The organism is Rouxiella badensis (assembly GCF_026967515.2).
Classification (GTDB): Bacteria; Pseudomonadota; Gammaproteobacteria; order Enterobacterales; family Enterobacteriaceae; genus Rouxiella; species Rouxiella badensis.
The window spans coordinates 1,680,912-1,693,616 of the sequence record NZ_CP114062.1; the positions used below are offsets into that span (position 1 = coordinate 1,680,912).

Below are 12,705 nucleotides of genomic sequence, written 5' to 3' on the forward strand. Positions count from 1 at the left end.
AGAATAATTATTCAAAACTATATTTCATCAGGTGAATCGTAATTTATGAAAGTCGTACAGTTCTTATGGATTTTTACATCTGGCGGAGGTAAAGGTTTGTCAGCAAGACTATAAATCTCTGCCGCCGCTGGCGATCACGCCTTTATACCAGTCGAAGCTCTTTTTCTTGGAACGTTTAAGGGTGCCGGAATTATCATCATGCTTATCAACATAGATAAACCCGTAACGCTTGCTGTACTGGCCGGTCGTGTAGGACACACAGTCAATGCAACCCCAGGGCGTGTAGCCCATCAGGTCAACGCCGTCGTCAATCACCGCTTTTTTCATCTCTTCGATATGAGCCCGCAGATAATCAATGCGGTAGTCGTCGTTGATAGTGCCGTCGGCCTCTGGCGTATCCACTGCGCCAAAACCATTTTCGACGATGAATAACGGCTTTTGATAACGCTCATACAGCGCGTTGAGGGTGTAGCGCAGACCCACCGGATCAATTTGCCAACCCCATTCGGAAGCCGCGACGTGGGGATTGCGTTTTCCCCCTTCTACGGAGACCATGCCAACCTCTTCAAATCTGGCCGCGTACTGTACCGCCGTGCTCATGTAATAGCTGAAACCGAGATAATCGGTGCAGCCTTCGCGCAGCGTCTTGGCGTCTTCTGGATGCATTTCAATGGAGTAGCCTTTGCTTTCCCACTCTTTGAGAATGTAGGAAGGATAGTAGCCACGCATCTGCACGTCGCCAAAAAGATAGCGCTGGCGCATCTGTTCCTGCGCAAACATCACGTCATCAGGGTCGCACGACCACGGATAAATCGGCACCATTGCCAGCATGCAGCCGATTTTAAAGTCAGGGTTAATCGCATGACCGTCTTTTACCACTCTGGCACTCGCCACAAACTGGTGATGCAATACCTGATACATCGCTTGTTCTGGATTAGGCTGTTCGATGAAAATCACCCCGGAGCAGGAATACCCGAACAAGGGGAGCTTCCAGTTGCGCTGGTTGTTGATTTCATTGAAGGTCATCCAATATTTGACCTTGCCCTTGTAGCGCTCCATCACCACGTTGCTGAAATGGACGAAGAAATCGACCACCTTACGATTCAACCAACCGCCGTATTCTTTAACCAGATGATATGGCATCTCAAAGTGCGATAGGGTTATCACCGGCTCAATATTATGCTTGAGTAACTCGTCAAACAGGTCGTCGTAGAACTTAAGCCCCGCCTCGTTAGGCTGCTGCTCATCGCCGTTGGGGAAAATGCGCGACCAGGCGATAGAGGTACGAAAACATTTAAATCCCATCTCGGCAAAGAGCGCGATATCGTCTTTATAGTGTGAATAAAACTCCACCGCCTGATGATTCGGATAGCTGAACCCTGTTTTGACACCGTCGGTTATTTCACGCTGAACGCCGTGCGCACCGGCGGTTAGTACATCAACGATGCTCGGCCCCTTGCCGCCCTTATCCCATCCGCCTTCAACCTGATGAGCGGCCACGGCGCCGCCCCACAGAAAATCATCCGGCAATTGTCTGGTAGACATATTTTTTCCTCAGTATTTGCTCAAAATTGTAAGAGTTTTGGCGGGGATTAATACTCGACCTGTGGGTCAAGATTAGCGCCATTAGACTGGATAACGTGCTGATACCAGACAAAACTTTTCTTCTTGAAGCGCGCGAGATCTTTAAGGTCTTTTTCATCACGATTGACGTAAATAAAGCCGTAGCGTTTGCCAATCCCCTGATGGGTGCTGACCAGGTCAATCGCTGACCACGGACAATAGCCGAACATCTCGACACCGTCGCTGACCGCCAGTTGCAGCTGTTCAAGATGCTGGCGCAGGTAGTGAATGCGATAGTCGTCGTAGACCTTATTGCCCGCCTCAAGCTTGTCGAACGCGCCGAGGCCATTTTCAGTAACGATCATCGGCAGACGATAGCGTTCATAGATTTCACGAGCCGTAATGCGAAAACCGACAGGGTCGATATACCAGTTAAACTGGTTTCTCTTCAGATAAGGGTTGTTCATACCGGCGTAAACGCTGGTGTCGATACCGGCCAACTGCTGGTCGACGGCTTTGGACGGCTCGCCGTGCTCGCGAACATTGGTGGACTCGTCAGCCCCCACCGTGGCCGAGGCGTAATAGTTAAAGGCGATAAAGTCCGGCTTACCTCGGCGCAGTAACGCCATTTCTTCGTCGGTTATCTGCGGCAAATAGCCTTTTTCTTCCATAAAGCTCCAGGCCACCGCGTTATAAACGCCATAGCACCCCAGATCAAGGTACAGCCAGTTGCGAATTGCGCTGAAGTTGTTGGCGGCCAACACGTCTTCGGGTCGTGCGCTGGCAGGGTAAACGCAGGAAATATTGGGCGCTGGACCAATCTTGGCGTGCGGCAGCATCTCGTGGCAGGCTATCATCGCTTTAGCCTGCGCCAGCATCATATGGTGGTTCTGCTGATACAACACCTTCTGCGGGTCAGGCGTCCCCGGCGGCAACGTGCCTATTACCTCGCCTTTGAGGATCATCATGTTTTGTTCGTTGATAGTCAGCCAGTAATTGACCCTATCCCCATAGAGCTCAAAAGCCGTGCGGGAATAACGCTCGAAGGCATCTATCGTTTCACGATTAGACCAACCGCCCTTCTCCTGCAAGGCCCACGGCAAATCAAAATGGTACAGCGTGACCAGCGGCTCTATCTTGTGCTGGCAAAGCAGGTCAATCAGGCGCTGGTAAAACGCCGCCCCTTTAGGGTTAATCTCACCGTTGCCCTGAGGAAAGAGTCGTGCCCATGAAATGGAAAAACGGTAGGTCTTCAGACCCAGTTCGGCGAACAGCGCCACGTCCTGTTCGAGGTGATGATAGTGGTCGCTGGTGACCTTGAAATCGCTGAGTTCGGCATCAAAAATCGCCTTATCTATCACCGACGGGCCTTTGCCGTCTTCGTTCCAGGCACCCTCGACCTGATAGGCCGAGGTCGATGCCCCCCAGAGAAAACCCTGTGGGAAAGGCTTGATACGTTGATGTTTCATGACGCTCTCCTTGATTAATGATTCTTCAATGCAGAAACTTCGCGATGCAAATAAATCAGCTCTTCGACCAGGTCGCGACAGAGCATGGCGTTCATCAGATGGTCCTGTGCGTGAACCAGTATCAGGCTGACCGGGATCTTGCCCGCGCCCTCATCGGCACCGATAAGCTGGGTCTGAATCAGATGCGCCTCGCGTGCCGCAGCCTTGGCTTCGGTGAGATGCTGATCAGCCAGCGGCCAGTCGCCTTTTCTCGCCGCACTCAGCGCCTCCATCGAACAGGAACGTGCTTCTCCGGCATGAATAATCAGTTCCATAACGACGTTTTCAAGTTCCATAATCAGTTATTCTCCACCGGTTGCAGACTGGGCTCTTCCTGCTCAAGCAGCTGTTTTTCATACATTTTGAAGAACGGGTAGTAGATAAGCGTCGAGACACAAATAAGCACGCCGACCAGAATAATCGCCCGATAATCCCAACCCGTAGACCAGGCGGCGCCTATTGGCCCTGGCGTGGTCCAGGGGGCGAGCGACACCACGTGGTTCACCAGACTGGTGCGCGTCGCCGTGTAGGCAATGACCGCATTAACCAGCGGCGCGGTAATGAACGGAATAAACAGCAGCGGATTCATCACTACCGGTGAACCAAAAATTACCGGTTCGTTGATATTGAACATGCTTGGCACCAGCCCCAGCTTGCCAATCGAGCGGAGATGCGCTGACTTGCTGCGCAGGTAGAGGAATACCAGCCCCATGGTTGAACCCGAGCCACCTACCACGATAAAGAACTGCCAGAAGGGTTCGATGAAGATTTGGGTCAGCGGTTGACCGGCATTGAGCTCCTGCTGGTTAATGCCCAGGTTGGTGAGCCAAAAGGCCTGCAATATTCCCCCGACGATAACGGCGCCGTGAATACCAGCAAACCACAGCAGATGACACAACAGCACGGCAATTAAAATCGCGGGTAATGAATCTGAAGCGGAAATAATCGGCGCAAAAATTGACATTATCGCCTGCGGTAATAACAGGCCAAACTGATGCTGAATAAAAAGGCTTAGTGGGAACAGGGTAATAAATATTGCAAGAATAGGAATTAACAAGTCAAATGACTGCCTTATTTTTGGCGGCACCTGCTCGGGTAATGTAAAGCCAATATTATGCTTTTGCAGGAAGTGCATTAATTCGGTGGAATAAAGGCTGACAAGAATGGCGGTAAATATCCCTTCCCCACCGAGTGACCCGACCGGCAGCGACCCATTATTTTGCGGCGAGGCAACCACCAGAAACGCCATTAACGACAGCATAGCCGCCATAAAGCCGTTCATCTTGTAGCTTATTGCCAGATTGTAGGAGATAGCGGCGGCAATATAGACTGCCATGATGCCCATGGTCATATTGTAGGGCATCATGATTTGGTCGGTGTGCTGGGCGACCATGCCAAGCCACCACTGGGCAAAGGCCCACTGGCTGTTGGCGCTAAACGGCGGATGGGCGAACAGCAGCATAAATGAGCCGACTATCAGGAACGGCATGGAGGAGATAAAGCCGTCTTTGATGGCGACAACGTGGCGCTGACTCGACAGTTTCGCCGCAATAGGGCTAATCCTGTTCTCAATCACGCTGAATAATGACTCACTGAGTGTGCTCATTATTTTGCCTCATCTGAGGTGATCATTTTCAGCGTTTCGTTGAGGATTTTTTCGCCGTTCATCATGCCGTAGTCCATGGTGTTGATGACGGTAATCGGCTTGTTCAACGAGTCACAAACCTGCTTGAATTCAGCCAGTTTGTACTTGATCTGCGGCCCCAATAGACAGCAGTCATAATTCTGAATCTGTTCACTAAACTCATCAAAACCAATGGCGTTAATCTCAACGTCGATATTATTTTGCGCAGCATATTTTTCCATGCGCTGGACAAGCATACTGGTGGACATTCCGGCGGCACAGCACAGTAAGATCTTATTCATTTTTTATCCCTCGGCGTAGTGTTTAAATCAAAATATACAAGGCAACGCCGTTTCTGCAACCGGTTTCAGATTACTTAGCTTGATTTGTGATGGCGATCGCACGCGGGAAGCAATCGTTAAATATTAATGCCAACCAGATGGATTAATATCGCAGTGGGAATATTATTAAACGTAAGGAAAACGTTAAAACACGGCTAATAATAACAGAAGATATAAATAGTTATCGTCACCTATAAATGCGGGTTATTTATTGCCATTGCGTAAAGTCGCTCTCTTCGAATAACTTGTTAGTTCAATAAATAACAAGGTACGATAGTCCACTGCGAAATGCCGTTACGGGGAAGAAAATGAAGACCATGCTTGATGTTGCCAATAAGGCCGGAGTGTCCAAGGCTACCGTTTCACGCGTTTTGGCCGGCAACAGCTATGTAAGCAAAACGACCCGCGATCGCGTTTTCAAGGCGGTAGAAGAAATCGGTTATCGCCCTAATCTGGTCGCCAGAAACCTGGCAACCAGCAAATCGCAGAGCATCGGACTGATGGTCAGTAATACGCTCTATAATGGCCCCTACTTCACCGAACTTCTCTTCCAGACGGCGACGCTGACCGAAAGTTATGGTCGTCAGCTGATCCTCGCCGACGGCAAACACAGCGCCGAAGAGGAGCGTCAGGCGATCGAATTTCTGCTCGATTTACGCTGTGACGGCATCATTGTTTATCCCCGTTTCTTAAATTCAGGCGAACTGACTCAAATCATCGAACGCTCTTCGAAACCGATGATTGTGGTCAATCGCCGACTTGAACATAGCCCGCAGCACTGTGTGTACGCCGACCACCAGCAGTACAGCTTTAACGCCGTCAGCCATCTTATTCAGTGCGGGCATCGCGATATCGCCTTTATCAGCGGTATACCCGGTTCGCCGTCTGCAGACAGCCGCCTGCGGGGCTATCGTCAGGCGCTGGAGAAACATGACATTGCGTATCGAGAACCCTGGGTTGTTGCAGGAAGCTGGTCGCTGGAGAGCGGGCGCGAAGCGGCAAAAACGTTGCTCGCGCGCAACATCTCTTTTAGCGCACTGGTGGCGAGTAATGATGATATGGCGATCGGTGCGGCCAATCAGCTGCACGCGGTGGGAAAACGGGTGCCGCACGATGTCTCATTGATTGGCTTTGATGATATCAAGATGGCGTCGTATTTCATCCCGGCGCTCAGCACCGTTCGCGTACCGGTCGCAGAAATGATTGAAACCACGCTCAAACAGCTAGTCGATATGATGGACGGCCGACCGTTCGATGCCCTCCAGCCGTTCCCCGGCGAGCTTATCGTGCGTGACTCTAGCGGACCTGGGCCGCATCTTTAATCTTCAGGCGAAGCAAAATCTTCACCGAGCCATGCCCCTTTGCAAAACAGTCGCGCAGCGGCCAGGCTCTGCTGATGTCGTCCCGCAGGGTCGGCGGGAATTTGCACCATTTGCAGCAGCATGGCGGTGAAAAACTGTGCCAGCAGCGCGACGGAAATATCTTCTCTAAACACGCCGTTTTGCTGCGCTTCGGCAAAAATGCCCTGCACAATCGCCACCAGCTCATCGCGCGTTTTATGCACCGCAGGAAATACCAGCAGCGTCTGCTGAGTTTCACTCGGGTGTTGAGCAAGAAAATTCAGCAACTTGCGAAAGCTTAACGCCACGCGGTCCATCACCTGATTTTCGGGCACCCAGGCGTCAATTTTTAGCGTCTGCGCCAGCGAAAACAGCCGCTGGTTGAAGGCGTTCAGACTCTCATCGTTCAAGGATTCAGACATATTTTTCCGTCGGATGACTTATTGTTAACGTGCAGGTCCGCAACTTTATCCTATTTAATTTCATCCGCAAACCGCCCCCTTACTCGCTATTTCAATTAGCGCAACTTCATAGCAACTATTGTTGTTTTACTTCGCAACCCCCCGAATCCAATAATCAAAAGCATTACCCTCTGAGCTTAATATAAGGAAAAAAAGATGGGATACCGTTTAAGTTTGTTGGACAAAAGCCCTCTTGACGAACATGAGGATGCTGCCGGGGCACTCAAGCGCACGCTGGAACTGGCACAAAAGGCCGAACAGTGGGGTTATCACCGTTTTTGGCTGGCCGAGCATCACAATACCGACAAGCTTGCTATCTCCTCACCGGAAATTGTCATTGCGTGGATCCTTGCTCACACCCGCAAACTGCGGGTCGGTTCGGGCGGCGTAATGCTGCAACACTACAGCCCGTTTAAGGTCGCCGAAAACTTTAACCAGCTGGCGTCACTGGCGCCAGGCCGCGTCGACCTTGGCGTCGGCAAAGCGCCGGGGGGCCTGCCGCTGTCAACGCATGCGTTACAGTACGCGGTCAATCCCGAGTTGAAAGGTGACTTCGCAGAACAGCTAAAACTGCTGGACGACTGGCTTTCCGTGCCGGTCAGAGAGCAGAGCGGTGACACGCTTTCCGTTACACCTCAACCTCCACAGACCGCCTCGCGCTTCCTGCTGGGTGCCAGCGAAGAGAGCGCGAGACTTGCTGCACGACTGGGCTGGAACTTCGTGTTTGCCGCGCACCTCAACGCCGACGAGCGTGATATTTCCCGTGCACTTTCTGCCTATACCCACGACAGCAGCGGCCGTCGCGCTCTGCTAGCCGTGCCGGTGATTGCGGCCGACACCAGCGCACAGGCTAAGAAGTGGGTCGACGAAGGCCAGCTTTATCGCGTCATCGCCAGCGACGGCCAACGGGTCAACGTCGGCAGTCTGGAGCAGGCCGAGGCCTATATTCGCCAGTCGAAGGCCGCGTCGCACAAGATTGAGGAACGCAAATCGGCAGTGCTGGCCGGTACCGGTGAAGAGGTCCATCAGCAGCTCGAGGCATTGCAGGCGCAGTATGGTATTGAGGAGTTTGTGATCGATTCACCGGTTTCTCAGTCTCAGGCCCGTCTGCGCTCGCTCGAATTACTCGCCAGCGCCAGCGTGGCTTTGGCATAGGGAGCCGCTAATGAGTGAAATTATTCGCCAGGCCAATGAGTCAGACGCCGAAGCGCTGCACAGTATGCTGCAAAAGGCCTATGCCTCTCTGCAAGAGCACAATATTCATTTTACGATTACTCGCGCCAGCGTTGAGGACGTGCGCGAGGTTATCCGCAACGAAAGCACTTTCCTGTTGGAAACGGAGCTGGGAATAACCGCAACGGCTACGGTACGACTGCCCTGGACACCGCCGAAGAAGCCTGAGGCACCCTGGCCGTTTCTGCACTGGTTTGCGGTGAACGAACGCGCCAAAGGCAAAGGCTATGGCGCGAAGATTATCAGCTACGCCGAAGAGACCTTCCTGCGCGACCAGCTGAAAGCGCCGGCGGTTTTTCTGGCGACGGCGATACGCCATCCGTGGCTCACCACGCTGTATCAGCGCCGAGGCTATGAGGCGTTTCATACCGCCATCAACCCGCTTGGCGTTGAGTTGGTGTATCTGCGCAAGATTCTTAATCAAGAAATCTATGAGGCGCAGGAGCAGAAAGAATACGTTCGCACCATCGCCGACACGCGAGTTTTGGTATAACCGGTCAGCATAAAGGAAAAAATAATGAGCAAAAAAAGACAGTTACGCTTAGGAGCGATTATTCAGGGACCTTCGGGCAATATGTCGGCATGGCGTCATCCTGACGCGGTGGCCGACGCCAGCATCAACGTTGAGTTCGTTCAGGCATTGGCGAAGAAAGCCGAGCAGGCCAAGTTTGATTTTCTGTTTGTGGCCGATGGCCTGTATATCACAGAGCAGTCAATCCCACACTTCCTCAACCGCTTTGAGCCTATTACCCTGCTCTCCGCGCTGTCGCTAGTGACTAAGAAGATTGGTCTGGTCGGGACGCTTTCGACCTCTTATAGCGAACCCTTTACCGTGGCGAGACAGTTCGCCAGTCTCGATCATCTGAGCGGCGGCCGTGCCGGGTGGAACGTGGTGACCTCACCGCTTGAAGGTTCGGCGAAGAACTTTTCCCGCGATAAACACCCTGAGCACGACGAGCGCTATCGTATCGCCAGCGAATATTTACAGGTGACCAAAGGCCTGTGGGACTCATGGGAAAAAGACGCCTTTGTGCGTAACAAAGAAAGCGGACAATTCTTCGACCGCGACAAGCTGCATACCCTAAATCACCACGGTAAATACTACTCTGTACAGGGACCGCTTAACGTTGGCCGTTCTCCTCAAGGTCGCCCTATCGTCTTCCAGGCGGGTGCATCCGAGCAGGGTAAAGCCTTTGCCGCCGAGGCCGCCGATGCCATTTATACCCGTCAGGAAACGCCGGAGCTTGCCCGTGAATTCCTGCAGGACGTGAAACGTCAGTTGGTTGAGAAAGGTCGCGACGCCGATGATATCCGCGTGTTCCAGGGGACTAGCGTGATTATTGGTGACAGCGTGGAGGACGCCGAGGGCAAGTATCAGCAGACCGCGCAGTTGGTGACCGTTGACAAGGCGCTCGAGTATCTCGGACGCTACTTTGAACACTATGATTTCAGCCAGCATGAGCTGGATGCGCCGTTCCCGGAAATCGGCGACTTAGGGCAGAACAGCTTCCGTAGCACCACCGACGAGATTAAGCGCAATGCAAAAGCGCGTGGGCTAACGCTGCGTCAGGCCGCACTCGAAGCCGCCACACCGCGCCCTTCGTTCCTCGGCACGGCCCAAGACGTTGCCGATGGCTTCGAGCACTGGTTTACCTCCGGTGCGACCGACGGATTCATCGTCCGCGGCGGCACGCCAACGGCATTTGATGATTTCATCGAACAGGTGATTCCGATTTTGCAACAGCGTGGCCTTTACCGCACCGAATACGAAGGCAACACGCTGCGTGAGAATCTGGGATTGCGCGAGCCAGAGAACCAGTTCGCCAGGAATCAGGCAAAAACTCAGGAAAAAGTTACCGCGTAACCTTTTGATGCTCTGCCTCGCGTTACGACCTGGAGGCAGAGTTATTCCCGCTCGTTATTCAACCTCGTAGCTCAATTCCTTCTGAAACTTCTTGCGCAATACCCGACGTGCTCTTCTGAACGGGTAACCTTTCTCCTGTCTCTTAAGTCGACAGCGAATTGCCGCCCTTTCGACGGCCCTGACAGCTCGCTGCTGCTCTAGTCCCGAGCCTTCCTTGTCGGTATCGCCGTCAGTGATGGCGGGTGGTATTAGGCTCAAGATCTCGAGACCATAAAGCAGATTAAACATTCCCCCGCAGTCTGCCTCCCAACGAAGGGGCGTATTGATGTGAATTAACGCCTTCGCAGCCTGCTGTGTCACACCATATCCAGCCGTAGAACATGCCTCGCTGACGCAATAAAATGTGACGTAATTACCGAGAGAGGCCTTTTTTGTCGGACAATAATATTCTGGAGGAGTTAACAGATAAACCCTGGCCTTATTATCACTTACCGATTCAATCCGTTTTAAAACATCGATTATATTAGTATCGATAAGCGCATCATCTTTCATAATTAGCGCCCATGGCAAAATAATTATCAACGCTTCGTGAAATAAATTCTTCGCTTAGCGTAGCGCCATCAACGGCATAAAAAATCACGGTTTCAAGCCCGATCTTTTGGCACTGCGTCAATAGTGCCGTTCTTTTCTCAAGGTCTTTTTTAAGGCTAATAACAAACGCTTTCATTAATTTCATACTCAAGGTGCCAGCATGTAGCGTTCAATCTCCACACCTATTTTTTTGTTGTCTATGGATGATATGTTTTTCTCTTGAGTAATAATCTGTGTCGCCTGCGCATAATTAGGCGCCCAGACTTTATTATTAATAAAGCCACCTTCTAATATCGCGTTGGCATAAAGTGCAATAAGTGGCTTCTGATAACTACAGGCAAGGTGCACCCAAGAGGTGTCTGGCGTAATAATCAGGTCCGCCTGCTTGACTATTGCCGCCGCACTCAAGAAGCTCGTAAACGGACTCTTAATTGCCCGAGCGTCGAGCTTCAGTGACTCCATTAATGCAGGAGGGCCGATAATAATAATCACTGCATCAGGAGTCACCTGCTTAATTTTCTCGATAACATAGCCAAGCTGATGGTCGGACATCAGTCGCGTTTTGCAGGCCGCAAATGGATTGATAACAATCAGTTTTCCTGGCAAAAGAGGGGCCATAAACATCGTCACCGCGTTGGCTACGATGTCCGGAATCGTTATCTCGTAGCGATAATTTTCTGCGCTGAGCCCAAGCTTTTGCAGCACCGTCTTATATCTTTCGCTTACGTGTCTGTCGTAAAACGCATAGGGAATATTGACGTTATAGCGTTTAAATACCTCCTTGTTAAACCCTAAAGTGTATTTTGCATTAATAAGACTGACAAACGCATAATGTGAAGCCGATATATCATCACCAAAATCAAGCAACAGATCGTATTGTTGGCGGCGTAACCTGCACACCGTTTTCAATACACTGCTTTTCTTGCTGGAGTGTGAAAAAACCTTTCCTGCAAAAGACGCTGCCTGATAAATAAAAGCGTTATCCTTGCCTGTCACAACATCGACAGCATAACCCGCGCGCTCTAGCGCCTTGATCAAACCACTGGCAACAATGGAATCGCCAATCTTGTTGTCTTCACGTAATATTAAAATGGTTTTAACGGCCTGAGGGTTAAATAAATCTTGTTTAATTATCAGGAAATCAAAAAACTGCGAAGCCACTCTAATCTTCCATCTCTTTTGAAAAGCCAGCCTGGCCATGTTCATCTTCTTTATTTTCTTTAAATTCATGATAATTTCCAACCCACGGGAGTGCACCCTGCCAAAAAAAAACCAGCAGGATAATATTTAATAAAATTTAAATTTTTAGAGGGGTTTATGGGGCCAATATTACTTGGGTCGTTTTTTAGTACCCGAATATAATACCCACATTGCGGCGAGGATCAATGAAATGAGTATTATAAAGCAACAAACCCCGCAGGTGCGAGGTTTGGCTTAATGCGTACAACGTTGTCAAAGACTTTACATCATTGGCTTGATGTTCTTGTGAATTAACAAGTTCGTCTTCTCATCCAGCGGAATGTCAGGACAAGCACCGCAATAGCCAATCAGATACCAGTGCCCATCCGCACATTTTTCTGGACAGACTTTATAGCGTTCGTTTTGCACGCCATAGAGCTCTGCTTTTGCCTGAGCGAGTTCGCCTGAGTTATCTCCGCGAAAGAACAGGGAAAACTGGTGATTTTCATCGACATGTTTTTGTCCATGGCGGCGGCTGCCCAGAAGCAAATAATGGTATTCAGACATTATTTCTCCTCCTCCTAGCAATTGATTAAATGTCGTTACAACCCTTTTTCGCCTGATGCAAAAAACATTTGGAACACACAATTTTGAGGGGCCATCTACGCGCCTAATTTCAGAGACAGCGCCAATTGATGCCCTTCTTAAAGTATAGGACAGATCACAGTTGCTATGAGGTCTTGCGTGACAAACGTGATACAGATCACGCATTAATTTTGTACAACTAATTTGCTCAGTAAGCAAGCAGCTTGATGGGTGTGGAATGATATTTTTTCAAGAAATCAAAGAAGCGCTAATGCCTTGAAAGTCTTGCCTGTTGGCAGCAATACAAATACGTCTTCGCGTAATAAGTAAAGTTTAGCCTGTTGCTGCCCTAGTGTAACGGTGAAACGATAAAACGGCTTGATTCGGACAAAATGTGGCAAAACTGGCTGTAAAGG

General features: G+C 50.6%; 14 protein-coding genes. 4 read left to right on the forward strand and 10 right to left on the reverse strand.

Features of this window, described 5'->3' with window-relative positions; translation table 11 throughout:
• Positions 1-108: 108 nt before the first annotated feature.
• The 5 genes from O1V65_RS07860 to O1V65_RS07880 are packed head-to-tail and all read right to left on the reverse strand — an operon-like array spanning position 109 to position 4,997.
• A complete protein-coding gene (locus tag O1V65_RS07860; RefSeq protein WP_017490838.1) occupies positions 109-1,545 on the reverse strand; it encodes a 6-phospho-beta-glucosidase in 1,437 nt (478 codons plus the stop codon).
• 47 nt (positions 1,546-1,592) lie between these two features.
• Positions 1,593-3,032, reverse strand: a complete 1,440-nt coding sequence (locus tag O1V65_RS07865; RefSeq protein WP_017490837.1) for a glycoside hydrolase family 1 protein — start codon at positions 3,030-3,032, stop codon at positions 1,593-1,595.
• 14 nt (positions 3,033-3,046) lie between these two features.
• On the reverse strand, positions 3,047-3,367 hold the full coding sequence (locus O1V65_RS07870) for a PTS lactose/cellobiose transporter subunit IIA (protein ID WP_165429497.1): 321 nt from the start codon (positions 3,365-3,367) through the stop codon (positions 3,047-3,049).
• Between the two features lie 2 nt (positions 3,368-3,369).
• Positions 3,370-4,677: a PTS cellobiose transporter subunit IIC gene (locus O1V65_RS07875; RefSeq protein ID WP_017490835.1), complete on the reverse strand. Its 1,308-nt coding sequence runs from the start codon at positions 4,675-4,677 to the stop codon at positions 3,370-3,372.
• Positions 4,677-4,997: a PTS sugar transporter subunit IIB gene (locus O1V65_RS07880; protein WP_017490834.1), complete on the reverse strand. Its 321-nt coding sequence runs from the start codon at positions 4,995-4,997 to the stop codon at positions 4,677-4,679. The genes O1V65_RS07875 and O1V65_RS07880 overlap by 1 nt, the downstream gene beginning before the upstream one ends.
• Positions 4,998-5,344: 347 nt before the next feature.
• Here O1V65_RS07880 and O1V65_RS07885 point away from each other — a divergent pair, with 347 nt between their 5' ends.
• The gene (locus tag O1V65_RS07885) at positions 5,345-6,358 is read left to right on the forward strand and encodes a LacI family DNA-binding transcriptional regulator (RefSeq protein ID WP_017490833.1); all 1,014 of its coding nucleotides are present in this window, start codon (positions 5,345-5,347) and stop codon (positions 6,356-6,358) included.
• Here the strand turns inward: O1V65_RS07885 and O1V65_RS07890 are convergent.
• Complete coding sequence (locus O1V65_RS07890; RefSeq protein ID WP_017490832.1) at positions 6,355-6,798, reverse strand: hypothetical protein; 444 nt, start codon at positions 6,796-6,798, stop codon at positions 6,355-6,357. The genes O1V65_RS07885 and O1V65_RS07890 overlap by 4 nt on opposite strands.
• A 195-nt stretch (positions 6,799-6,993) precedes the next feature.
• Here O1V65_RS07890 and O1V65_RS07895 point away from each other — a divergent pair, with 195 nt between their 5' ends.
• From O1V65_RS07895 to O1V65_RS07905, 3 genes are read left to right on the forward strand one after another with little or no spacing between them, the layout of a single operon-like run.
• Complete coding sequence (locus tag O1V65_RS07895) at positions 6,994-7,992, forward strand: LLM class flavin-dependent oxidoreductase (protein ID WP_017490831.1); 999 nt, start codon at positions 6,994-6,996, stop codon at positions 7,990-7,992.
• A gap of 10 nt (positions 7,993-8,002) precedes the next feature.
• Positions 8,003-8,563 carry a GNAT family N-acetyltransferase gene (locus tag O1V65_RS07900; protein WP_017490830.1) on the forward strand — a complete coding sequence of 187 codons (561 nt, stop codon included), beginning with the start codon at positions 8,003-8,005 and terminating at the stop codon, positions 8,561-8,563.
• Positions 8,564-8,587: 24 nt separating this feature from the next.
• Positions 8,588-9,934 carry an LLM class flavin-dependent oxidoreductase gene (locus O1V65_RS07905; protein WP_017490829.1) on the forward strand — a complete coding sequence of 449 codons (1,347 nt, stop codon included), beginning with the start codon at positions 8,588-8,590 and terminating at the stop codon, positions 9,932-9,934.
• Positions 9,935-9,988: 54 nt separating this feature from the next.
• Here O1V65_RS07905 and O1V65_RS07910 read toward each other — a convergent pair whose 3' ends face one another.
• From O1V65_RS07910 to O1V65_RS07925, 4 genes are all read right to left on the reverse strand, one after another.
• On the reverse strand, positions 9,989-10,486 hold the full coding sequence (locus O1V65_RS07910) for a hypothetical protein (RefSeq protein ID WP_269130391.1): 498 nt from the start codon (positions 10,484-10,486) through the stop codon (positions 9,989-9,991).
• The gene (locus tag O1V65_RS07915) at positions 10,476-10,670 is read right to left on the reverse strand and encodes a glycosyltransferase family 25 protein (protein ID WP_227953730.1); all 195 of its coding nucleotides are present in this window, start codon (positions 10,668-10,670) and stop codon (positions 10,476-10,478) included. The genes O1V65_RS07910 and O1V65_RS07915 overlap by 11 nt, the downstream gene beginning before the upstream one ends.
• 2 nt (positions 10,671-10,672) lie before the next feature.
• A complete protein-coding gene (locus O1V65_RS07920; protein ID WP_084912561.1) occupies positions 10,673-11,755 on the reverse strand; it encodes a glycosyltransferase family 9 protein in 1,083 nt (360 codons plus the stop codon).
• 231 nt (positions 11,756-11,986) lie between these two features.
• Entirely contained in the window at positions 11,987-12,271 is a 285-nt protein-coding gene (locus O1V65_RS07925) for a hypothetical protein (RefSeq protein ID WP_269130392.1), read from the reverse strand.
• Positions 12,272-12,705: the final 434 nt, after the last annotated feature.

Bases quoted from the DNA above. Each gene is read 5' to 3' on its own strand.
- O1V65_RS07860 (WP_017490838.1), bottom strand. From the start codon at position 1,545: ATGTCTACCAGACAATTGCCGGATGATTTTCTGTGGGGCGGCGCCGTG.
- O1V65_RS07865 (WP_017490837.1), bottom strand. From the start codon at position 3,032: ATGAAACATCAACGTATCAAGCCTTTCCCACAGGGTTTTCTCTGGGGG.
- O1V65_RS07870 (WP_165429497.1), bottom strand. From the start codon at position 3,367: ATGGAACTTGAAAACGTCGTTATGGAACTGATTATTCATGCCGGAGAA.
- O1V65_RS07875 (WP_017490835.1), bottom strand. From the start codon at position 4,677: ATGAGCACACTCAGTGAGTCATTATTCAGCGTGATTGAGAACAGGATT.
- O1V65_RS07880 (WP_017490834.1), bottom strand. From the start codon at position 4,997: ATGAATAAGATCTTACTGTGCTGTGCCGCCGGAATGTCCACCAGTATG.
- O1V65_RS07885 (WP_017490833.1), top strand. From the start codon at position 5,345: ATGAAGACCATGCTTGATGTTGCCAATAAGGCCGGAGTGTCCAAGGCT.
- O1V65_RS07890 (WP_017490832.1), bottom strand. From the start codon at position 6,798: ATGTCTGAATCCTTGAACGATGAGAGTCTGAACGCCTTCAACCAGCGG.
- O1V65_RS07895 (WP_017490831.1), top strand. From the start codon at position 6,994: ATGGGATACCGTTTAAGTTTGTTGGACAAAAGCCCTCTTGACGAACAT.
- O1V65_RS07900 (WP_017490830.1), top strand. From the start codon at position 8,003: ATGAGTGAAATTATTCGCCAGGCCAATGAGTCAGACGCCGAAGCGCTG.
- O1V65_RS07905 (WP_017490829.1), top strand. From the start codon at position 8,588: ATGAGCAAAAAAAGACAGTTACGCTTAGGAGCGATTATTCAGGGACCT.
- O1V65_RS07910 (WP_269130391.1), bottom strand. From the start codon at position 10,486: ATGAAAGATGATGCGCTTATCGATACTAATATAATCGATGTTTTAAAA.
- O1V65_RS07915 (WP_227953730.1), bottom strand. From the start codon at position 10,670: ATGAAATTAATGAAAGCGTTTGTTATTAGCCTTAAAAAAGACCTTGAG.
- O1V65_RS07920 (WP_084912561.1), bottom strand. From the start codon at position 11,755: ATGAATTTAAAGAAAATAAAGAAGATGAACATGGCCAGGCTGGCTTTT.
- O1V65_RS07925 (WP_269130392.1), bottom strand. From the start codon at position 12,271: ATGTCTGAATACCATTATTTGCTTCTGGGCAGCCGCCGCCATGGACAA.